We start from the raw sequence: 19,827 nt of genomic DNA, 5'->3' as shown, positions 1-19,827 counted from the left end.
CGTCGCGCCAAATCGGTGCGCACCAACTCAGCGCGTCACCGCACCAACGTGCCTCTCGCCGGGCGACCACCCTCGGCCGAAAGGACGATGGGAGGTCACATTTCTCCTGCGCGCCAAAGCCCGGAAAACTTGGATGCAAGTTTGAATACCAAGGTGAATTCCGGCCATCCGGTCGGTCTCCGATACGTCGCTCGCACACGTAAGAAGCCGCCATCGCGGCGACATCCACGCATGCTGGCACGGCCCTTGCGTTAGTCCCCGAATACCGGATCCTCCGGTCTAACCAGGAATAGGGGAAGACGTACCATGAAACGACGCACGCTACTCCAGATGGCGGCCCTCTCGGGCGCCGCATCGCTTACCGGCATGGCGCCGAACTTGTTCGCGCAAAGCAAGCAGCCCATCAAGGTCGGTATCCTGCATTCGCTCTCGGGCACGATGGCCATCTCGGAGACGTCGCTCAAGGATGTCGCGCTCATGACCATCGCCGACATCAACGCCAAGGGCGGCGTGATGGGTCGTCCGCTCGAAGCCGTGGTCGTCGACCCGGCGTCGAACTGGCCGCTCTTCGCCGAAAAGGCACGCCAGTTGCTCACCAAGGACAAGGTCGCCGCCGTGTTCGGCTGCTGGACCTCCGTGTCGCGCAAGTCGGTGCTGCCGGTCTTCGAAGAACTCAACGGCCTGCTCTACTACCCGGTGCAGTACGAAGGCGAAGAGATGTCGAAGAACGTCTTCTACACCGGCGCCGCACCGAACCAGCAGGCGATTCCGGCCGTGGAATATCTGATGGGCAAGGAAGGCGGCAGTGCCAAGCGCTTCTTCCTGCTCGGCACCGACTATGTCTACCCGCGCACGACCAACAAGATCCTGCGCGCGTTCCTGCACTCGAAGGGCGTGGCCGACAAGGATATTCAGGAGGTCTACACGCCGTTCGGTCACAGCGACTATCAGACCATCGTCGCCAACATCAAGCAGTTCGCCCAGGGCGGCAAGACCACCGTCATCTCGACGATCAACGGCGACTCGAACGTGCCGTTCTACAAGGAACTCGGTAACCAGGGCCTCAAGGCGACGGACGTGCCGGTCGTGGCGTTCTCCGTCGGCGAAGAAGAACTGCGCGGCATCGACACCAAGCCGCTGGTGGGTCACCTCGCGGCGTGGAACTACTTCATGTCGTTGAAGAACCCGACCAACGATGCGTTCAAGAAGGAATGGTTCGCGTACGTCAAGGCCAAGGGGCTGCCCGGCGGCGACAAGCGCGTGACGAACGACCCGATGGAAGCCACCTACGTCGGCATGCATATGTGGAAGCAGGCCGTCGAGAAGGCCGCGAGCACGGACGTCGACAAGGTGCGCACCGCCATGATCGGCCAGTCGTTCAAGTCGCCGGACGGCTTCGACATGGTCATGGACGGCAACCACCACCTGCACAAGCCGGTGATGATCGGCGAAATCCGCCCGGACGGTCAGTTCAACGTCGTGTGGAAGACGAAGTCGACCGTGCGCGCCCAGCCGTGGAGCCCGTTCATCGCGGGTAACGAAGGCAAGCCCGACAAGGTCTGATCTTCCTTCCATTCCCTGCGCCGGAGCCGCACCGACGGCTTCCGGCGCATGCAGAGGTTTCGCATGATAACGATAAGACGCTGGACCGCTGCCGCCCTTGTCCTGATCTCTCTGGGCGCTGCGCTGACGATGTCCTCCACGGCCCGTGCGGCCGTCACCAACGACGATCTCGCCGCCCTCGCCGGTGACGATTTCGACGCCAAGGCTCAAGCCATCGATCACCTCGCTGCCGACGGTTCGCCGCAGGCCGCAGCCCTGCTCAAAGCGCTCGCCGACGACACGGCCGCGACCGTGGGCAACAGCATCGCCATTCAGAAGGACGACAAATACGTCGACCCGATCACGGGCGCGCCGGTCAAGGCCGACGACGCCGGATCACTGACGCTCAACAACGTGCTGCGCGCGAAGGTCGCCACCGCCGCGGCCGCCGGTGCGCTGCTCTCGCCGGACCACGACGCGCGCGCGCAAGCCATCGACACGATGCTGCAAAACCCGTCGCCCGCGTTCAAGGCGCTCATCGAGCAAGCCCGCCAGAAGGAGACAGATCCGGCATTGCGCAAGCGTCTCGATCAACTCTGGGCGCAAACGGCACTGCACGACGCCGATCCGAAGAAGCGTCGCGAAGCCATCGACCTGATCGCCGCCGCCGGCGATCCGCAGATGCGCGACCTGCTGCTGCCCATCGTCGCCAAACAGGCTGACGGCACCTACGCCGAGCCGGATGCCACCGTGCGCAGCGCCGCCGACATCGCCCTCACGCAACTGGCGTCGGCACAGCGCCGCAGCGAGTTCTTCGGCACGGTCTTCGCCGGTCTCTCGCTCGGCAGCGTGCTCCTGCTCGCCGCCCTCGGCCTGGCGATCACGTACGGCCTCATCGGCGTGATCAACATGGCGCACGGTGAATTCCTGATGATCGGCGCCTATGCCACCTATGTCGTGCAGACGCTCTTTCAGCGCTTCGCGCCGGGTGCGTTCGATTTCTATCTCGTCGCTGCCGTGCCGACGGCCTTTCTCGTCGCGGCCGTTGTCGGCTTCGTGCTGGAGCGCACCATCATCAAGCATCTGTACGGACGTCCGCTGGAGACGCTGCTCACGACCTTCGGTATCAGCCTGCTGCTGATTCAGGCGGTGCGCACGCTGTTCGGCGCGCAGAACGTCGAAGTCATCAATCCGTCGTGGATGAGCGGCGGCATTGCCGTGCTGCCGAACCTGATGCTGCCGTACAACCGCATCGTGATTCTCGTGTTCGCGCTGGCCGTCGTAGCGATTACGTGGTCGGTGCTCAACCTCACGCGCCTCGGCCTGTTCATTCGCGCCGTGACGCAGAACCGCGCCATGGCCGCCTGCGTGGGCGTGAAGACGGGACGCGTCGACAGCTACGCCTTCGCCTTCGGTGCAGGCATCGCCGGACTGGGCGGTTGCGCACTCTCGCAGATCGGCAACGTCGGCCCCGACCTCGGTCAGAGCTACATCATCGACTCGTTCATGGCCGTGGTGCTCGGCGGCGTGGGTCAGCTTGCCGGGACGATCGTCGGCGCGTTCGGTCTGGGCATCGCCAACAAGCTGCTCGAACCCGTGTGGGGTGCCGTGCTCGCCAAGATCGCCGTGCTGATCCTGATCGTGCTGTTCATCCAGAAGCGCCCGCAGGGCATGTTTGCGCTCAAAGGGCGCAGCGCGGAGGCCTGAATGCAAACGTCGAACTTTCTCCCCGAAGGCATTGCACCGGCGATGTCGCTGGATGTCCCGGCACGCGCGCGGTTGCTGCCCAAACACGTGGCCCCGCTGTTGCTGGCCTTCGTGCTGGCCGTCATGGTGATCGTGCCGGTGTGTGCGCTGGTACTGCCGGCCGCGCATCCGTTGCACCTGTCGGCTTACGCCATGACGCTCGTCGGCAAGATCATGTGCTACGCCATCGCGGCGCTCGCGCTCGATCTGGTGTGGGGCTACTGCGGCATTCTGAGCCTCGGTCACGGCCTGTTCTTCGCGCTGGGCGGTTATGCGATGGGCATGTACCTCATGCGCGGCATCGGCCGTGACGGCGTGTATCACAGCGACCTGCCGGACTTCATGGTGTTTCTCGACTGGAAGGAACTGCCCTGGTACTGGACCGGCACCGAGCATTTCGCGTGGGCGATGTTTCTCGTCGTCGCGCTGCCCGGCGTGGTCGCATGGCTCTTCGGCTATCTGGCGTTCCGCTCGCGTGTGAAGGGCGTCTATCTGTCGATTATCACGCAGGCGCTCACCTTTGCAGCCATGTTGCTGTTCTATCGCAACGAAACCGGCTTCGGCGGCAACAACGGCTTTACGGATTTCAAGCGCATTCTGGGCTACTCGATCACCTCGGCGAACACGCGCACCGTGCTGTTTCTGGTGACGTTCGCGGTGCTGGTCGGTGCGTTCCTGCTGTGCCGCGCGCTGGTCGTGTCGAAGTTCGGCCGTGTCGTGACCGCCATTCGCGACGGCGAATCGCGCGCCATGTTCCTCGGCTACCGGCCGCTGAGCTACAAGCTGTTCGTGTGGACGCTGTCCGCCATGCTGTGCGGCATTGCCGGTGCGCTGTACGTGCCGCAGGTCGGCATCATCAATCCGAGCGAGATGGCGCCGGTCAACTCCATCGAAATGGCGATCTGGGTCGCCATCGGCGGACGCGGCTCGCTCATCGGTGCGATTGCTGGCGCGTTCATCGTCAACGGCGCAAAGAGCTTCTTCACCGCGTACTTCGCCGAATACTGGCTGTTCTTCCTCGGTGCGATGTTCGTGCTGGTGCCGCTGTTGCTGCCGCAGGGGGTGATGGGACTCGTCTCGCAACTCACGCGTAAGCGCACGCAGCACGCGCCGGCTGCCGCCGAAGGCGACGTGCCCCATCCCGTTTCCGGAGACCGCGCATGAGACCCGACTACGACATTCGCTGGCAGGAGGCCGATGCGCCGGATGCCTCCGTGACCGTCAGCGGCGACGCCACCGGCATGTCGCACCTCGTGGTGCCGGGTGAGATCGATACGTCGCACGGCCTCATCCTCTACCTTGAGAACATTTCCGTATCGTTCGACGGCTTTCGCGCGCTGAACGATCTCTCGCTGTCGATCAAGACCGACGAACTGCGCTGCATCATCGGTCCGAACGGTGCGGGCAAGACGACGATGATGGACGTGATCACCGGCAAGGCGCGTCCCGACTCGGGTCGTGCCTTCCTCGGGCAGACGCTCGACCTCTCGCGACTGGACGAACCCGCCATCGCGCAGGCCGGCGTCGGTCGCAAGTTCCAGAAGCCGACGGTGTTCGAGCATCACAGTGTCTGGGAAAACCTTGAACTCGCCTGCGCCGGCGACAAGCGCTGGTTCCACGCGTTGTGGGCGATGCTCACCCCGTTGATGCGACGCCGTATCGAAGAAGTCCTCGCGCTCACGCATCTCGAACATCAGGCGCATGTGCGCGCCGGTCAGTTGTCGCACGGTCAGAAGCAGCGGCTGGAGATCGGCATGTTGCTGATGCAGCAGCCTCAGTTGCTGTTGCTCGACGAACCGGCAGCCGGGATGACCGACGAGGAAACGGCGCAGTTGGCCGAGTTGCTGAACCGTCTGCGCGGCCACTGCTCGATGATGGTGGTCGAGCACGACATGGCGTTCGTCGCGGCGCTCGCGGGCGAGACAGGTCTCGTCACGGTGATGGCCGAAGGCCGGGTGCTCGCCGAAGGCACGCTCGACGCGGTGCAACGCGACGAGCGCGTGATCGAATCGTATCTGGGACGCTGACCATGCTGGAAATTCACGCACTCAATCAGTACTACAGCGGCAGTCACATCCTGCGCAACGTGGAATTCACGGTGCCCGACGCACAACTCACCGTGCTGCTCGGGCGCAACGGCGTGGGTAAGACCACGCTGCTCAAATGCCTCATGGGCGTGGTGCCGGTGAAGTCGGGAAGCATCGCGTGGCGCGGCAAGACGCTCACGTCCTCGCCTTCCTATGCCCGTGTGTCGAGCGGGCTGGCGTACGTGCCGCAGGGGCGCGAGATCTTCCCGCGCCTCACCGTCGAGGAGAATCTGTTGATCGGCGCGGCCAGCCGTCCGTCCCGTGAAGCCAAACGCGGCGTGCCGAACGACATCTATGAACTGTTCCCGGTGTTGCGCGACATGAAGCAGCGACGCGGTGGCGATCTGTCCGGTGGGCAACAGCAGCAACTCGCCATCGGACGCGCGCTCATGAGCGATCCGCAACTGCTGATTCTCGACGAACCGACGGAAGGCATTCAGCCGTCGATCATCAAGGACATCGGACGCACGCTGCGACGCCTCGTGGATGAGCGCGGCATGACGGTGCTGCTCGTCGAGCAGTATTACGACTTCGCGCTCGAACTCGCGGATCACTACCGCGTGATGAGTCGCGGGGCCATCGTCGCGAGCGGTCTGGGCAAGGATATGGAGGCCGACGGTGTGCGGCACATGGTGGCGGTGTAACGACGCGTCGACGCATCCAACGCCGAACGGGATGTCGCGATGTCGCGGCGCGTGATAGATTCGCGCCATTCGTCGCGATATTCCGTTAACCCGCGAGCGGTGTTGCGTGCCGTGTTGTTCGCACCCGCGATTCGGTATTCGCTCACCGTCCACCGGCACGCCCGCGCTTGCGCAAGTTTCCGTCTCTCATGAATCATCCAGACGTTCCCACCGCTGTGCCGTCAACCTCTGCGCCGACATCGGCGTCGGCGGCACCCGCGACATCATCCGCGGGCTGGCATGCCGAACTCACACTCGGCTTCGTGCGTCAGCAGGCGCGCACCGTGCTTGCAACGCGTCGGCACAAGGGCCCGCTCGTCGTTCAGAAGTCGCTTCACCCGGAAGGCCCGGGCATCTGCCATGCCGTCGTCGTGCATCCGCCCGGCGGCATTGCGGGGGGCGATGCGCTGTCCATCGACATCGACGTGGGCGACGGCGCGCACGCCGTGCTGACGACGCCGGGCGCGACCAAGTGGTACAAGTCGCAAGGGCGCTTCGGCACGCAGGACATCAAGCTCGCCGTGCGCGACGGCGCGAAGCTCGACTGGCTGCCGCTGGAGAACATCGTGTTCGAGCATGCCGATGCGCGCCAGACGATCACCGTGCGACTCGGCGAGCACGCCACGGCGATCGGCTGGGACGCGACGCTCCTCGGTCGTCAGGCCGCTGGCGAGCAATGGACGCAGGGCCGCTGGCGCTCGAACTTCGAATTGCGCGACGCGCAGGACCGTCTGCTGTGGGCCGAGCAGGCGGTGCTCGGCGCGGACGACGCCCAGCGCACCGGCGCGACCGGCCTCGCGGGCTTCCCCGTCTTCGCAGCACTGTGGGCTGTGGGTCCGGCATGCACGCGTGAGTTGGCCGAGTCGCTGGCCGAAGGACTGCCGTTCGACGACGGGATTCGCGCGGGCATCACCTGTTTGCCGGGCAACGTGCTGGTGCTGCGCGTGCTCAGTCACGACATGGAGACAGCCCGCCGGTTGCTCATCGCCCATTGGCTCAAGCTCCGCCCGCTCGTGCACGGCGCCCCCGCCGAGCCGCTGCGGATCTGGTCAACGTAGGCAGACCAGTAAGCTTTGCAACACTACGTCTGCGTTATCGACCGCCGCTCAGCCCTCGTCTGCGCAGGCACGTCAGATAACGCCAAGGTGATTTTTCAGAATATTCGCTAGTACGGGGGCAAATGCGTCGAGCCGCCCCTCTGTGGGCGTCGACAACTCATCTACCATCGCGAGGATGATGTCGTCATCCTCCACGAGAAGGTCTGCCGGCGCTGCGCCGTAGTCCGCCCAAATGAGTGCTTCCACGAGACGCTTCCGCTTTTCTATGAGCGCCCGGTTCTTTGCCTCGGTGTCGCCCAGATTCAGGACGTCAATCGCCTTGGGGGTTCAAGGAGGTGTTTGCGACCGCCGGCCATTGTAAGCGCCTACGGCAGCCCGGAATCGCTATGCGTCAGCGCCCCTCGTCAATGGGTAATGCAACAAAGGGCGAACCACGTCCGCCCTTTGCCGTTACTCTGTCACCCCCTCATTGACGCACCGACCTGAATGCCCGGCGCAGATCCTGCGTCAGCGTTTCCGGCTGCTCCCATGCCGCGAAGTGACCGCCCTTGGCCGGACGGCTGTAGTCAATCAGGTTGGGGAACGCCTTTCTGACCCAGCTTTCGGGGGCTTGATAAAGCTCGTCCGGGAACGCGCTGACCGCAACCGGGATCTTGATGCCCTTCGGCGCGAAGAACGCCAGCTTGTTCTCCCAATACAACCGCGCCGACGACACCGCCGTGTTGGTGAGCCAGTACAACGTGATGTTGTCCAGCACGTCGTCGCGCGTCAGCCCTTCCGGTTTGCCGTCGAACACGCGGGCAATCAGCGCGTAGCTGCGGGCGTCGTGGTCGAGCATCCACCCCGCCAGACCGATCGGGGAATCTTCGATGCCGTAGAGCGTCTGCGGACGCGCGCTCATCTCCTGCGCATAGGCCAGCCCGTGCGAATAGAAGAAGTCGAGTTGCTCGTACGCGCGCTTTTCGTCCGCCGATAAGCCGGCGGGGGGCGGTTGATGCGCATCGAGCGACTTCTGAATCTCGTCAGGCACGGCACCCGGCATGTTCGTATGGATCGCGAGCAACGCCGCAGGCGCCTGCACCGCCATCTGCTCGGTCACGGCATCGCCCCAGTCGCCGCCCTGCGCGACAAAGTGCTGATAGCCGAGTCGACGCATCAGCTCCGTCCATGCACGCGCAATGTGCGCCGGGTCCCAGCCGAGTTCGGTCGGTTTGCCCGAAAAACCATAGCCCGGCAACGACGGGATGACGACGTCGAAGGCATCGTCCGCCTGAGCGCCATGCGCTGTCGGGTTGGTCAGCGGATCGATGATCTTCAGTTGCTCGATGACCGACCCCGGCCAGCCATGCGTCACGATGATCGGCAAGGCGTTCCTGTTTTTCGAGCGTACGTGGATGAAGTGGATGTCGACGCCGTCGATGGTCGTCACGAACTGCGGCAGCGCATTGAGCTTCGCTTCCACGCGACGCCAGTCGTAGTCCTTCGCCCAGTACTGCGCCAGCCGCTGCATCGTGGCCAGTTGAACACCCTGCGAGCCGTCGTTCACCAGTTCGCGGCTGGGCCATCGGGTAGCGGCGATACGCTGACGCAGATCCTTCAACGCCTGGTCCGAGGCGTGGTAGTGAAACGGCCGAATCGAGGTGTCGACGGCTTGCGTCGATGCGCTCGCCGTTGCTGTCTCGCCGGCCGCTTGTGTCGCCGGTTGAGCGGCCGCAGCCGCAACAGACGTGACCAAGCCGATGGACAGCACGGTCGCGGAAACCGCCATCAGGCGGGCCGCACGAAGGTAGCGCCTAGAGCGCATGGCGCGCGAGCGCTTTGCGGATGGCATGTCGATGTCTCCGGAAGTCAGGTCATCCGACGAGGTTCAGCTCGACGTCGATGTTGTTGCGGGTCGCCTTGGAATACGGGCAAGTCTGGTGTGCCGCGTCGATGAGCGAACGGGCGACATCGCGCTCAATCCCCGGCAGGCTGACGTTCAGACGCGCCTGAAGGAAGTACGCGCCATCGGCGTTCGCGAGATCGACCTCCGCGTCGACGGCGGTATCGGCAGGCAACTGGATCTTCAGCTTGGCCGCCGCCAGCCCCATCGCGCCGATGAAGCACGCAGACCAGCCCGCAGCAAAGAGTTGCTCGGGGTTCGTGCCCGCGCCCGAAGCGCCGGGGGCGGACAGCTTGATGTCGAGCTTGCTGTCGGAACTGCGGGCCCAGCCGTCGCGGCCGCCAGTGGTGTGGGTCTTGCCGGTATAGAGCACTTTGCTTGCCATGATGATTTCCTCTTGAGTTTCGTCGGTGGACGCTTTTTTAATTCGTATCCGATTCAATCGGATGCGATGCATATTGCAGCAACGAATTCCAAAAGTCAACGCATTCCGATTAAATCGGATACGATGCATATCGTGAATCGACTAATCCGCCCCGACCGACATGAGTAAATCGAAGACTCCCGAGCCCGCGCTGCCTCAGCTTTCCGACTTCCTGTGCTTCGCGGTGTATTCGGCCAACCTGGCCTTCGGCCGTGCCTACAAGCCCCTGCTCGAAGACCTTGGCGTGACCTATACGCAGTGGATTGCGATCGTGGCGCTCTGGGAACACGACGGTATTTCCGTGAAGCAGTTGGGGGAAAAGCTGTTCCTCGAATCGAACACGCTCACGCCCATCCTGAAAAAGCTCGAAGAACTGGGTTATTTGCGCCGGCAGCGCGATGCCGCCGACGAACGGCAAGTCATCGTCAGCCTGACGGACGCCGGCAGACAGCTACGCGAGAAGGGTGGGCAGCGTGATCTGGTCGCCGCGACCGGACTGGATCCGGAGGAATTCGACCGCACGCAAAAGGCCATCGTGAAAATGCGCGACAGCCTGCTCAAGCACACCGGGCAGGATTGATCGCTCCGAGGTGAAGCGACCTGTACTCCGGCGACGAGCCGTTTCAACAGGCCCGACGAAGGGCCCGCTGACGAGTGGCGTACCTCGTGTACGCCTCAATGCACGCATCGACACGACCGCAACGCACGTGCCGATGCCTGCCGTTCACGCTGACAATGCGCCGAGCACGTCCTGTGCGGTAACGATATCCGCGTTGCGCGCCAGCACCTTGTCCAGCAGCACCCGCTCGACTTCGCTGTCGGGGTCCGGGCAGCAGTCACGCGCAATCATCACGCGGTAATCGAGATCGAACGCCTGGCGCGTCGTAGACAGCACCACGCCGCTCGTCGTTACACCGGCAAGCACGAGCGTATCGACGTTGGCCGAGCGCAGCAGCGTCTGCATGTCGGTGCCGCTGAATGCGCCGATACGATGCTTGATCACGACGGCTTCGCCGGCTTGCGGTGCGAGATCGTCGTGAATCGCCGTGTCCGGCTGATCGAGCAGCAGAACGCCGTTCGCCTTGATCCCCGAGAAGATGCGATTGCGCTCGCTGACTTCGGGATGACCGGCGCGGAACCCGACCTGGACATACACCACCGTCATCTTCGCGGCACGGGCCGCGCTAAGCAGTTGCGCGGTCTTGCCGAGAATCCCGGCGTGACGTTCCGGCGCGACGTTGTGTTGCAGGATGAACGGCTGATAGTCCATCACGAGCAACGCAGACTTGGTGGGGTCGAGGTGTAGCTGGGCTGACATCGTCATATCTCCGGCGAGGCATGCAGTAGGGAAAGCGATCCGATCGCAACGCCGCCACTGTCAGCTTCCGCTCTCTCGCCGTCAAGTCACCGCGCCGATCCCTGTGAGACGTCGCGCTGACACCCGGCGCCTCGCGCGCGCTCTCTCTCGCCCCGTCTCTCCCCCCTCACGCCTCCCCTCGCCCACCTCTCCACCATCACGCACCATTACGGTGATATCCGTGACCAGAGCGCGCGTGGGCCCTCACGTTTACGCACCAACTTCGGGCAACGCGCCTTTGCGCGCCAGCCCGCGCCGATGTCGCGCTTCGTTGGCCGATGCGCCTCTTCGCCTTGTGCCGTAAGCCTGCACGCGATTTGACGATCCCGGGCACGATTCCTGCTACCTCACTGTATCGACCGGTCAGACCAGATGAGCCGGCCGCCGGAACACTCCTGTTACCGGAATGCTTCGCCCCCGCCCCACGAGGTTGCCGACATGCTGCCGTTCATCCGCTCCACCACCGCTCACGACACCATCGCCGCCACGCTCGGCGCGCGCGCCCGTGCCCGCCGTCTCTTCGCCACGCTGATGCTGAGCGTGAGCGCCATCGCCGCGTTCGCGGTGGTCATGCCGCGCGCCGCGCACGCCGACGGCCTCGACGACATCGTCAAGCGCGGCACCCTGCGTGTGGCCGTGCCCCAGGACTTCCCGCCGTTCGGCTCGATCGGCGCCGACATGAAGCCGGTCGGCTACGACATCGACACCGCCGCGCTGCTCGCCAAGGGCATGGGCGTGAAGCTCGAACTCGTGCCGGTGACCAGCGCCAACCGCATTCCGTACCTCACGACGAACAAGGCCGATCTCGTGATCTCCAGCCTCGGCAAGAACGCCGAGCGCGAGAAGGTCATCGACTTCTCCGACGCCTACGCCCCGTTCTATAACGGCGTGTTCGGTCCGAAGGACCTCGCCGTGGCCAAGCCCGCCGACCTGTCGGGCAAGACCATCGGCGTGACGCGCGGCGCCGTGGAAGACCTCGAACTCTCGAAGGTCGCCCCGGCTGACGTCACCATCAAGCGCTTCGAAGACAACAACGGCACCATCTCGGCGTTCCTGTCGGGTCAGGTGCAGCTCGTTGCGACGGGCAACGTCGTGGCCGCCGCCATCGTCGCGAAGCATCCGCCCAAGCTGCCCGAGCCGAAGTTCCTCATCAAGAACTCGCCCTGCTTCGTCGGCCTGAACAAGAACGAGCCGCGTCTGCTCGCCAAGGTCAACGCGATCATCGCCGCCTCGAAGAAAGACGGCTCGCTGGGCAAGGTCTCGCAGAAGTGGCTCGGCATGCCGCTGCCGGCCGACCTTTGATCGTCCGCAGACACGCATGACTCCCCGAGGCGCAAGAAACGCTTAAGCGTCACGCCTCGCTGGCCGCCCACGTGCTTCCCTCCATGTCCGCTTCATGCATTACGTCCTAGACTTTGCCGATCTGCGGCAATACTTCATGCTCTTCGTGCGCGGCGCTGCGCTGACGATCGTGCTCACGGCCATCGCCACGGTCATCGGCGTGATCATCGGTGCGCTGTGCGCCGTCGCCCGCGAGGAAGGATCGAACTGGTCCAGACTCTTTGCGGGCGCCTACGTCGAACTCATTCGCAACACGCCGTTCATCGTTCAGCTTTTCTTCATCTTCTTCGGTCTGCCCAGTCTGGGCATTCGCATCGACGAGACGACCGCCGCCATCATCGCCATGAGTCTGAACCTCGGCGCCTATGCCACCGAGATCATCCGCGCCGGCATGCGGGCGGTGCCGCGCGGACTCTCGGAAGCCGGGCTGTCGCTCGCCATGACGCGAGGGCAGATTCTGCGTCACGTGATCCTTCCGCAAGCGTTCGCCAAGGTCTTCCCGGCGCTCGCAAGCCAGATCGTCATCGTGATGCTCGGCTCGGCAGTCGTGTCGCAAATCTCCGTGCCGGATCTGTCGTATGCCGCGAACTTCGTGCAGTCGCGCACGTTCCGCGCCTTCGAGAGCTATCTGATCGTCACCGCGCTCTATCTCGTGCTCGCCATCGCGCTGCGTCGCGTGCTCATGCGCTGCGCCAGACGCCTGTTCCGCGGCATGGTCAAGGTCAAGGGAGGTGCGCGATGATCGAATTCTCGTTGTGGGACATGCTGCGCGGTCTGATGCTCGCCGGACGCTGGACGCTCGCCCTCTCGGCCATCGCTTTCGTGTGCGGCGGACTGGTCGCGCTGTTGCTGCTGGTCATTCGTGTCGGGCGCGTGCAGTGGGCCGCGCGCGCCGTGGCGCTGTATATCGAAGTGTTTCAGGGCACGCCGCTGCTCATGCAACTGTTTCTCGTGTTCTTCGGGCTACCGTTGCTCGGCCTGGAGGTGTCGCCGTGGGTGGCCGCCGCCGCGTGTCTCACGCTCTACACGAGCGCCTATCTGACGGAAATCTGGCGCGGCTGCGTCGACGCCATCCCGCACGGTCAGTGGGAAGCCTCGTCGAGCCTCGCCATGCGCTATGGCGAGCAGTTGCGTCACGTGATCCTGCCGCAGGCGCTGCGCATCGCCATCGCGCCGACGGTCGGCTTCTCGGTGCAGGTCGTCAAGAGCACGGCGCTCGCGTCGATCATCGGCTTCGACGAACTCACCAAGACCGGCACCATGCTTACCAACGCGACGTTCCAGCCGTTCACCGTGTACGGCCTCGTCGCACTGCTCTACTTCGCTGCCTGCTACCCGCTGTCGCTGTGGGCGCGTCATCTCGAAAGGAAACTCCATGTCGCTGATTAAAGTCAGGGGAATGCAAAAGCGCTTCGGCGAAAACCCCGTGCTGCGAGGCATCGACATGGAAGTCGAGCGCGGTCAGGTCGTGTCGATCATCGGTAAAAGCGGCTCGGGCAAGAGCACGTTGCTGCGCACGCTCAATGGCCTGGAGAGCTTCGATGCCGGCAGCGTCGACGTCGACGGCGTACTCGTCGGCGCACGCGACACCGATCTGCGCGCCCTGCGCCTGAAGGTCGGCATGGTGTTCCAGCAATACAACCTGTTCCCGCATCTGACGGCGGGCGAGAACGTGATGCTCGCGCAGAAGGTCGTCAAGAAGACGTCGAAAGCCGAGGCGCGCGAAGTGGCCCGCACCATGCTGGCGAAGGTCGGGCTGGCCGACAAGTTCGACAGCTACCCGTCGCAACTCTCCGGCGGTCAGCAGCAGCGCGTGGCGATTGCCCGTTCGCTCGCCATGCACCCGGCGGTGCTGCTGTGCGACGAAATCACTTCGGCGCTCGATCCGGAACTGGTCGCGGAAGTGCTCAAGGTGCTCGAAGACCTGGCTGCGGAAGGTATGACGCTGATTCTCGTCACGCATGAGATGCGCTTTGCCCGTCACGTCTCGGACCGCGTGGTGTTCATGCATCAGGGGAAGATCTGGGAATCCGGCGATCCGGAACAGCTCTTCACGCAGCCCGCCACGCAGGAATTGCAGCGGTTCATCTCTCAATGATTTCGCGGTGAAACCGGGGCACGTCGTCGCGGTTTCCACGACGCACGCCCCGTCGCGACGCCGCAGATTTCGCACGGTTTTGGTGCGCGACACGGCGACGGTAAAACCCAGTGGCGCGGCGTTGGACTCGTGCTTATGATGTGCGGCAACGACGCCCGTCCCCTGAACCCTTCGCATTGAAATTCACCTCGCACGATGAAGCTCACGCCACGCGAAAAAGACAAGCTGCTCATTTTCACCGCTGCCCTGCTCGCCGAACGGCGGCGTGCCCGCGGCCTGAAACTGAACTACCCCGAGGCCGTGGCGTTTATCAGCGCCGCTCTCATGGAGGCCGCGCGCGACGGACGCACCGTCGCCGACCTCATGCATTACGGCACGACGCTGCTCACCCGTGACGACGTCATGGAAGGCGTGCCCGAGATGATTCCGGACATTCAGGTGGAAGCCACCTTCCCGGACGGCACCAAGCTCGTCACAGTGCATCACCCGATTCCCTGAGCGTCACGGACACCTCGGTGTCGTCAGCCAGGCGCTGCATGACACAGAACGTCGCCGTGACCCGATTGTTTTGTCCTCGATAACCATTCTTTTAGGACGTCCCCCCATGCCCCGCCCCGACCACCTGCACGACGTGAGCGAAACGACCTCCGTCACTCCCAACGGCGCACGTCGCCTCGCTCGCGTCGCGACCGGCCTCGCGCTGCTCGCGACGTCCGGCGTCGCGCTCGCCCACCCGGGGCATCCGGGCCACGACGCCGCAAGCAGCTTCGCCGCAGGCTTCCTGCATCCGCTGACCGGCGCCGATCACCTGTGCGCGATGATCGTGGTCGGGCTGTGGAGTTCGCTGACGTCCAAACGCGTGTGGGCTGCACCGCTCGCCTTCGTCGCGATGCTCGCCGCAGGCGGCCTGCTCGGCATGATGCACTGGTTCTCCCTGCCGCTGGTCGAGCCGATGATCGCCGTCTCGCTGCTCGTGCTCGGTCTGATGCTGGCCACGCGCGCACAACTGCCCGGTTGGGCCGGCGCCGCCATCGTCGGTGCGTTCGCGATCTTCCACGGCTTCGCGCACGGCGCGGAGTTGCCTGATGAAGCGAGCGCCATGCACTACATGGCCGGCTTCCTGGTCGCGACCGGCATGCTGCATTGCATCGGCATCGCCGCGGGCGTGGCACTGCGCAACCGCACGGTATGGCTGCCGCGTCTGCTCGGCGCGGGCGTGCTCGCCTACGGCGCGACGCTGCTCGTCGCGGCGACCTGATCGAGACACCCGAACATTTTCCGCAGACGGAGACGCCCCATGATTCCCGGAGAACTGCTGCCTGCCGATGGCGAAATCACGCTGAACGAGGGTCGTCCGACCCTCAGCGTGACGGTTGCCAACACCGGCGACCGTCCGATCCAGATCGGCTCGCACTTCCACTTCTTTGAGGTCAACGACGCCCTGCAATTCGACCGTGACGCCACGCGTGGCTTTCGCCTGAATATCGCCGCCGGGACGGCGGTGCGCTTTGAGCCGGGGCAACAACGAACGGTCGAACTGGTGGCGCTGGCGGGCGATCGCCGCGTCTACGGCTTTGCGGGTCGCGTCATGGGGGCGCTATGAAGATTTCTCGCCGCGCGTATGCGGAGATGTTCGGCCCGACGACGGGCGACCGGCTGCGTCTGGCCGATACGGAACTCATCATCGAGATCGAACGCGATTACACGATCTACGGCGAAGAGGTGAAGTTCGGCGGCGGCAAGGTGATCCGTGACGGCATGGGGCAGTCGCAGCGCACCCGCGCCGACGTGGTCGATACCGTCATCACCAACGCCGTCATCATCGATCACTGGGGCATCGTCAAGGCCGACATCGGCCTGAAGGACGGCCGCATCTGGGGGATCGGCAAGGCGGGCAATCCCGACATCCAGCCGGGCGTGACGATTCCGCTGGGCGGGGCGACGGAGGTCATTGCCGGTGAAGGCATGATCGTCACGGCCGGCGGTATCGATTCGCACATCCACTTCATCTGTCCGCAGCAGATCGAAGAGGCGCTGTCGTCCGGCGTGACGACGCTGCTCGGCGGCGGCACCGGCCCCGCGACCGGCACCAACGCGACCACCTGCACGCCGGGGCCGTGGCATATGGAGCGCATGCTCCAGGCCGCCGACGGCTGGCCGATCAACCTCGGCTTCCTCGGCAAGGGCAACGTAAGTCAGCCCGAGCCGTTGATGGAGCAGATCGAAGCCGGCGCCATCGGCCTGAAGCTTCACGAGGACTGGGGCTCCACGCCTGCCGCCATCGACGCCTGCCTGTCCGTGGCCGACGCCACCGATACGCAGGTCGCCATTCACACCGACACGCTCAACGAAGGCGGCTTCGTCGAAGCCACCGTCGCGGCGATCAAGGGTCGCACGATTCACACGTATCACACCGAAGGCGCCGGCGGCGGTCACGCTCCGGACATCCTGAAGGTATGCGGCGAGGCGAACGTGCTGCCGTCGTCGACCAATCCGACCCGCCCGTACACCATCAACACGCTCGACGAACACCTCGACATGCTGATGGTCTGCCATCACCTCGATCCGGCCATTGCGGAGGACATCGCGTTTGCCGAATCGCGCATCCGTCGCGAGACGATTGCGGCGGAAGACATCCTCCACGACCTCGGCGCGCTGTCGATGATCTCCTCGGACTCGCAGGCAATGGGGCGTGTGGGCGAAGTTGTCATGCGCACGTGGCAGACGGCGCACAAGATGAAGGTGCAACGCGGCGCGCTCGGGACAGACTCGTCGCAATCGGACAACTTCCGCGTCAAGCGCTACGTGGCGAAGTACACGATCAACCCGGCGATCACGCACGGCATGGCGCATGAGATCGGGTCCGTCGAAGTGGGCAAGTGGGCGGATCTGGTGCTGTGGGAGCCGGCGTTCTTCGGCGTGAAGCCGTCGCTGATTCTCAAGGGCGGCATGATCACGACGGCGCTGATGGGTGACCCGAACGCGTCGATCCCGACGCCGCAGCCGGTGCATTACCGCGAGATGTTCGGGGCACGGGCCGGGGCCATGGCACGCACCTCGCTGACGTTCGTGTCGCAAGCGGCGTACGATGGCGACGTGGCGGGCCGTTTCGGGCTGTCCAAGCGCATCGTGCCGGTGCGCAATATCCGGCAGGTGACCAAGGCCAACATGATCAACAACGACTGGCTGCCGCAGATCAGCGTCGACCCCGAGACCTATCAGGTCATCGCGGACGGCCAACTGCTGACGTGCGAGCCGGCGACCGTGCTGCCGATGGCACAACGTTATTTCCTTTTCTGACCCATGCCGCAAGATTCCGCATCGCCCGCCCCGGCGGACAACCCCTCGTCGTCGACGCTGCGTCGCGTTGAAAAGCGCTTCGAAGCGGGACGCATCGCCGCACCGCTCGCGCGTCGCGCCCCGGCGCTCGTGCTGCCGTTCGACGCGCGCAGCAAAAGCCGTCTGCGGGCGACGCTGGAAACCGGTGAGGACGTCGCCTTGTTCCTGCCGCGCGGCACGGTGCTGCGGGGTGGCGACATGCTGGTCGCTGACGACGGTGGCTTCATCCGCGTGGAGGCCGCGCCCGAGACCGTGCTGCTCGTGACGGCATCGACTGCGCTCGCGCTCACGCGTGCGGCGTATCACCTCGGTAATCGTCATACGCCTGTCGAAGTCGGTGACGGTTATCTCAAGCTCGAATACGACCCGGTGCTGCGCGACATGCTGCTGCGGCTGGACGTCGACGTGGCGGAAGCGTTGATGCCGTTCGAGCCGGAAGCTGGCGCTTATGGCGGCGGTCACAAGCATGGGCATGATGCGACGTTCGCCGAGGACTTCGCGCTCGCACAGCAAGTGTTTCATGAGCATCACGGGCATTCGCATGACCATGGACATGACCACGATCATGGGCATGTGCACGGCCCGGGCTGCGGTCACGATCACGCGCATGGACACTCGCACGACCACGATCACGGACATGTGCACAGCCCAGGCTGCGGCCACGATCATGCGCATGGACATTCGCACGACCATGACCACGGGCATGTGCACGGCCCTGACTGCGGTCATGCCCATGACGTGAAAGTCGCTGCGACAGACGCAAGCCCTGCCTCTCCTACTGTGAGTCCGACCGATGACGGCAAGTCTGGCCAGTCCTCTCACTGAGCCGGTTGCAGCGGCGTCGTTGCAATCGCTCGCGGCGCTGCTGCATCTCGCGTCGCCTGCGCTGCCCATCGGTGCCTTCAGCTATTCGCAAGGCCTCGAAGCCGCGGTCGAGCACGGCATCATCCACGACGCGCCCAGTGCCGAGCGATGGATCGCGAGTCAGCTCGACGGTGTGTTCACGACGGGTGAGCTGGCGCTGCTCGCACGGCAGTGGCGTCATTGGCAAGCGCGGGATAGGGCTGCCCTGAAGCACGTCAACGACTGGTTGCTCGCGACCCGCGAAGCGGCCGAACTCCGTGCGGAGACGGAACAGATGGGCTGGTCACTCACGCAACTCGCCGTGTCGCTCGAATGGGGCGACGCGGAGCAGCGCGCATACCTGTCGTCGATCAAGCCGATTGCCCTGCCGACGGCATTCGCGTTCGCCGCGCTCACGCACGGTGCCGCGCTGCCGGACACGCTCGTCGCCTATGCGTTCAGTTGGCTCGAGAATCAGGTTGCCGGTGCGCTCAAGGCTGTCCCGCTCGGACAGCTTGCGGCGCAACGCGTGATCGTCGCGCTGCGTGCGCGCGTGGTCGAAGCCGCGCATCGGGCAGCGTCGCTGCCAGACGACCGGATCAATACGTTTTCCCCGGCGCTCGCCATTCTTGCGTCGCGTCACGAGACGCAGTACTCACGGCTTTTCCGCTCGTAGTCACGCTTGCCTGACGCGGAGCATCGCGTCCTTCGCTGTCGTTCCACTTCGTCATATTTCGTCTCATCTAGCCCCATTTCGCAATTTCACCGCCACCACGACATTCGCCATGACGACAACTGCCAACGCCCGTCGTACCAAGAAGAATCCGCCGCTGCGTGTCGGCATCGGAGGCCCCGTCGGCTCCGGCAAGACCACACTGACCGAGATGCTCTGCAAGGCCATGCGCGAGCGTTACGATCTCGTCGTCATCACCAACGACATCTACACGAAAGAAGACCAGCGCCTGCTCACGGTCGCGGGTGCGCTGGAACCCGAACGCATTCTCGGCGTCGAGACGGGCGGTTGTCCGCACACGGCGATTCGTGAAGATGCATCGATCAACCTCGAAGCCGTCGAACGCATGCTCGATCGTTTTCCGGATGCCGACGTCGTCTTCATCGAGTCCGGTGGCGACAATCTCGCGGCAACGTTCAGCCCCGAGTTGTCGGACCTCACCATCTACGTGATCGATGTCGCCGGTGGGGAGAAGATTCCGCGCAAGGGCGGCCCGGGCATCACCAAGTCTGATCTGCTGGTGATCAACAAGACCGATCTCGCCCCATACGTCGGCGCGTCGCTCGACATCATGCGCTCCGACACGCAGAAGATGCGGGGAATGCGTCCGTTCGTGATGGGGAACATGAAGGAAGGCAAAGGCCTTCAGGAGATCATCAGCTTTATCGAAGCGCGAGGGATGCTCGCGTGAAGG

21 protein-coding genes and 1 pseudogene are annotated in these 19,827 nt (G+C 64.3%); 18 read left to right on the top strand and 4 right to left on the bottom strand.

Annotation, left to right across the window (positions count from 1 at the left end; genetic code table 11):
- Positions 1-366 precede the first annotated feature (366 nt).
- The 6 genes from urtA (at position 367) to PCA20602_RS08570 (ending at position 7,116) form a co-directional block, all read left to right on the top strand.
- Positions 367-1,563, top strand: coding sequence for an urea ABC transporter substrate-binding protein (urtA, locus tag PCA20602_RS08595; RefSeq protein WP_425495660.1), 1,197 nt, complete (start codon positions 367-369; stop codon positions 1,561-1,563).
- Between the two features lie 63 nt (positions 1,564-1,626).
- Positions 1,627-3,249, top strand: coding sequence for an urea ABC transporter permease subunit UrtB (urtB, locus tag PCA20602_RS08590; protein ID WP_150720852.1), 1,623 nt, complete (start codon positions 1,627-1,629; stop codon positions 3,247-3,249).
- Positions 3,250-4,452, top strand: coding sequence for an urea ABC transporter permease subunit UrtC (gene urtC, locus PCA20602_RS08585; RefSeq protein WP_150720851.1), 1,203 nt, complete (start codon positions 3,250-3,252; stop codon positions 4,450-4,452).
- Positions 4,449-5,315, top strand: a complete 867-nt coding sequence (gene urtD / locus PCA20602_RS08580) for an urea ABC transporter ATP-binding protein UrtD (protein ID WP_150720850.1) — start codon at positions 4,449-4,451, stop codon at positions 5,313-5,315. The genes urtC and urtD overlap by 4 nt, the downstream gene beginning before the upstream one ends.
- A 2-nt stretch (positions 5,316-5,317) precedes the next feature.
- Complete coding sequence (urtE, locus tag PCA20602_RS08575; RefSeq protein WP_150720849.1) at positions 5,318-6,019, top strand: urea ABC transporter ATP-binding subunit UrtE; 702 nt, start codon at positions 5,318-5,320, stop codon at positions 6,017-6,019.
- A gap of 188 nt (positions 6,020-6,207) precedes the next feature.
- On the top strand, positions 6,208-7,116 hold the full coding sequence (locus tag PCA20602_RS08570) for an urease accessory protein UreD (RefSeq protein ID WP_150720848.1): 909 nt from the start codon (positions 6,208-6,210) through the stop codon (positions 7,114-7,116).
- Between the two features lie 72 nt (positions 7,117-7,188).
- Here the strand turns inward: PCA20602_RS08570 and PCA20602_RS25580 are convergent, their stop codons facing one another.
- From PCA20602_RS25580 to PCA20602_RS08560, 3 genes are all read right to left on the bottom strand, one after another.
- On the bottom strand, positions 7,189-7,362 hold the full coding sequence (locus tag PCA20602_RS25580) for a hypothetical protein (RefSeq protein ID WP_174980915.1): 174 nt from the start codon (positions 7,360-7,362) through the stop codon (positions 7,189-7,191).
- Between the two features lie 220 nt (positions 7,363-7,582).
- The gene (locus PCA20602_RS08565; protein WP_246182086.1) at positions 7,583-8,947 is read right to left on the bottom strand and encodes an epoxide hydrolase family protein; all 1,365 of its coding nucleotides are present in this window, start codon (positions 8,945-8,947) and stop codon (positions 7,583-7,585) included.
- Positions 8,948-8,969: 22 nt separating this feature from the next.
- Positions 8,970-9,383: an organic hydroperoxide resistance protein gene (locus tag PCA20602_RS08560; RefSeq protein WP_150720847.1), complete on the bottom strand. Its 414-nt coding sequence runs from the start codon at positions 9,381-9,383 to the stop codon at positions 8,970-8,972.
- A gap of 160 nt (positions 9,384-9,543) precedes the next feature.
- Here PCA20602_RS08560 and PCA20602_RS08555 point away from each other — a divergent pair, with 160 nt between their 5' ends.
- Positions 9,544-10,002, top strand: a complete 459-nt coding sequence (locus tag PCA20602_RS08555; RefSeq protein WP_150720846.1) for a MarR family winged helix-turn-helix transcriptional regulator — start codon at positions 9,544-9,546, stop codon at positions 10,000-10,002.
- Positions 10,003-10,146: 144 nt separating this feature from the next.
- Here the strand turns inward: PCA20602_RS08555 and PCA20602_RS08550 are convergent, their stop codons facing one another.
- Positions 10,147-10,740: a cysteine hydrolase family protein gene (locus PCA20602_RS08550; RefSeq protein ID WP_150720845.1), complete on the bottom strand. Its 594-nt coding sequence runs from the start codon at positions 10,738-10,740 to the stop codon at positions 10,147-10,149.
- A 570-nt stretch (positions 10,741-11,310) separates the two neighbouring features.
- On the opposite strand from PCA20602_RS08550, the gene PCA20602_RS08545 reads away from it, so the two are divergent.
- From PCA20602_RS08545 to ureG, 11 genes and pseudogenes are all read left to right on the top strand, one after another.
- On the top strand, positions 11,311-12,081 hold the full coding sequence (locus tag PCA20602_RS08545; RefSeq protein WP_150721107.1) for a transporter substrate-binding domain-containing protein: 771 nt from the start codon (positions 11,311-11,313) through the stop codon (positions 12,079-12,081).
- A gap of 94 nt (positions 12,082-12,175) precedes the next feature.
- Complete coding sequence (locus tag PCA20602_RS08540) at positions 12,176-12,862, top strand: amino acid ABC transporter permease (RefSeq protein WP_150720844.1); 687 nt, start codon at positions 12,176-12,178, stop codon at positions 12,860-12,862.
- Positions 12,859-13,509: an amino acid ABC transporter permease gene (locus PCA20602_RS08535; protein ID WP_150720843.1), complete on the top strand. Its 651-nt coding sequence runs from the start codon at positions 12,859-12,861 to the stop codon at positions 13,507-13,509. Before PCA20602_RS08540 ends, PCA20602_RS08535 begins: the two co-directional genes overlap by 4 nt.
- Complete coding sequence (locus PCA20602_RS08530; protein ID WP_069342052.1) at positions 13,496-14,218, top strand: amino acid ABC transporter ATP-binding protein; 723 nt, start codon at positions 13,496-13,498, stop codon at positions 14,216-14,218. Before PCA20602_RS08535 ends, PCA20602_RS08530 begins: the two co-directional genes overlap by 14 nt.
- 195 nt (positions 14,219-14,413) lie before the next feature.
- Positions 14,414-14,716 (top strand): urease subunit gamma, encoded by a 303-nt coding sequence (locus tag PCA20602_RS08525; protein ID WP_039407388.1) that lies wholly within the window; start codon positions 14,414-14,416, stop codon positions 14,714-14,716.
- A gap of 106 nt (positions 14,717-14,822) precedes the next feature.
- Entirely contained in the window at positions 14,823-15,476 is a 654-nt protein-coding gene (locus PCA20602_RS08520; protein WP_150720842.1) for a HupE/UreJ family protein, read from the top strand.
- 39 nt (positions 15,477-15,515) lie between these two features.
- Entirely contained in the window at positions 15,516-15,821 is a 306-nt protein-coding gene (locus PCA20602_RS08515) for an urease subunit beta (RefSeq protein WP_069342051.1), read from the top strand.
- Positions 15,818-17,518 (top strand): urease subunit alpha, encoded by a 1,701-nt coding sequence (gene ureC / locus PCA20602_RS08510; protein WP_150720841.1) that lies wholly within the window; start codon positions 15,818-15,820, stop codon positions 17,516-17,518. Before PCA20602_RS08515 ends, ureC begins: the two co-directional genes overlap by 4 nt.
- A gap of 57 nt (positions 17,519-17,575) precedes the next feature.
- Positions 17,576-18,238: pseudogene (gene ureE / locus PCA20602_RS08505) on the top strand (urease accessory protein UreE); the annotation flags it as partial.
- 112 nt (positions 18,239-18,350) lie between these two features.
- Complete coding sequence (locus tag PCA20602_RS08500; RefSeq protein ID WP_150720840.1) at positions 18,351-19,076, top strand: urease accessory protein UreF; 726 nt, start codon at positions 18,351-18,353, stop codon at positions 19,074-19,076.
- Positions 19,077-19,185: 109 nt separating this feature from the next.
- Entirely contained in the window at positions 19,186-19,824 is a 639-nt protein-coding gene (ureG, locus tag PCA20602_RS08495) for an urease accessory protein UreG (RefSeq protein WP_069342047.1), read from the top strand.
- The last annotated feature ends 3 nt before the right edge of the window (positions 19,825-19,827 follow it).

It is taken from the genome of Pandoraea capi, from assembly GCF_902459735.1.
Taxonomy (GTDB): domain Bacteria; phylum Pseudomonadota; class Gammaproteobacteria; order Burkholderiales; family Burkholderiaceae; genus Pandoraea; species Pandoraea capi.
This window is presented reverse-complemented; position numbering and strand designations above follow the sequence as displayed.

Excerpts from the sequence above, each read along its gene's own strand:
- urtA (WP_425495660.1), top strand. The coding sequence starts at position 367 with ATGGCGCCGAACTTGTTCGCGCAAAGCAAGCAGCCCATCAAGGTCGGT.
- urtB (WP_150720852.1), top strand. The coding sequence starts at position 1,627 with ATGATAACGATAAGACGCTGGACCGCTGCCGCCCTTGTCCTGATCTCT.
- urtC (WP_150720851.1), top strand. The coding sequence starts at position 3,250 with ATGCAAACGTCGAACTTTCTCCCCGAAGGCATTGCACCGGCGATGTCG.
- urtD (WP_150720850.1), top strand. The coding sequence starts at position 4,449 with ATGAGACCCGACTACGACATTCGCTGGCAGGAGGCCGATGCGCCGGAT.
- urtE (WP_150720849.1), top strand. The coding sequence starts at position 5,318 with ATGCTGGAAATTCACGCACTCAATCAGTACTACAGCGGCAGTCACATC.
- PCA20602_RS08570 (WP_150720848.1), top strand. The coding sequence starts at position 6,208 with ATGAATCATCCAGACGTTCCCACCGCTGTGCCGTCAACCTCTGCGCCG.
- PCA20602_RS08565 (WP_246182086.1), bottom strand. The coding sequence starts at position 8,947 with ATGCCATCCGCAAAGCGCTCGCGCGCCATGCGCTCTAGGCGCTACCTT.
- PCA20602_RS08560 (WP_150720847.1), bottom strand. The coding sequence starts at position 9,383 with ATGGCAAGCAAAGTGCTCTATACCGGCAAGACCCACACCACTGGCGGC.
- PCA20602_RS08555 (WP_150720846.1), top strand. The coding sequence starts at position 9,544 with ATGAGTAAATCGAAGACTCCCGAGCCCGCGCTGCCTCAGCTTTCCGAC.
- PCA20602_RS08550 (WP_150720845.1), bottom strand. The coding sequence starts at position 10,740 with ATGTCAGCCCAGCTACACCTCGACCCCACCAAGTCTGCGTTGCTCGTG.
- PCA20602_RS08545 (WP_150721107.1), top strand. The coding sequence starts at position 11,311 with ATGCTGAGCGTGAGCGCCATCGCCGCGTTCGCGGTGGTCATGCCGCGC.
- PCA20602_RS08540 (WP_150720844.1), top strand. The coding sequence starts at position 12,176 with ATGCATTACGTCCTAGACTTTGCCGATCTGCGGCAATACTTCATGCTC.
- PCA20602_RS08535 (WP_150720843.1), top strand. The coding sequence starts at position 12,859 with ATGATCGAATTCTCGTTGTGGGACATGCTGCGCGGTCTGATGCTCGCC.
- PCA20602_RS08530 (WP_069342052.1), top strand. The coding sequence starts at position 13,496 with ATGTCGCTGATTAAAGTCAGGGGAATGCAAAAGCGCTTCGGCGAAAAC.
- PCA20602_RS08525 (WP_039407388.1), top strand. The coding sequence starts at position 14,414 with ATGAAGCTCACGCCACGCGAAAAAGACAAGCTGCTCATTTTCACCGCT.
- PCA20602_RS08520 (WP_150720842.1), top strand. The coding sequence starts at position 14,823 with ATGCCCCGCCCCGACCACCTGCACGACGTGAGCGAAACGACCTCCGTC.
- PCA20602_RS08515 (WP_069342051.1), top strand. The coding sequence starts at position 15,516 with ATGATTCCCGGAGAACTGCTGCCTGCCGATGGCGAAATCACGCTGAAC.
- ureC (WP_150720841.1), top strand. The coding sequence starts at position 15,818 with ATGAAGATTTCTCGCCGCGCGTATGCGGAGATGTTCGGCCCGACGACG.
- PCA20602_RS08500 (WP_150720840.1), top strand. The coding sequence starts at position 18,351 with ATGACGGCAAGTCTGGCCAGTCCTCTCACTGAGCCGGTTGCAGCGGCG.
- ureG (WP_069342047.1), top strand. The coding sequence starts at position 19,186 with ATGACGACAACTGCCAACGCCCGTCGTACCAAGAAGAATCCGCCGCTG.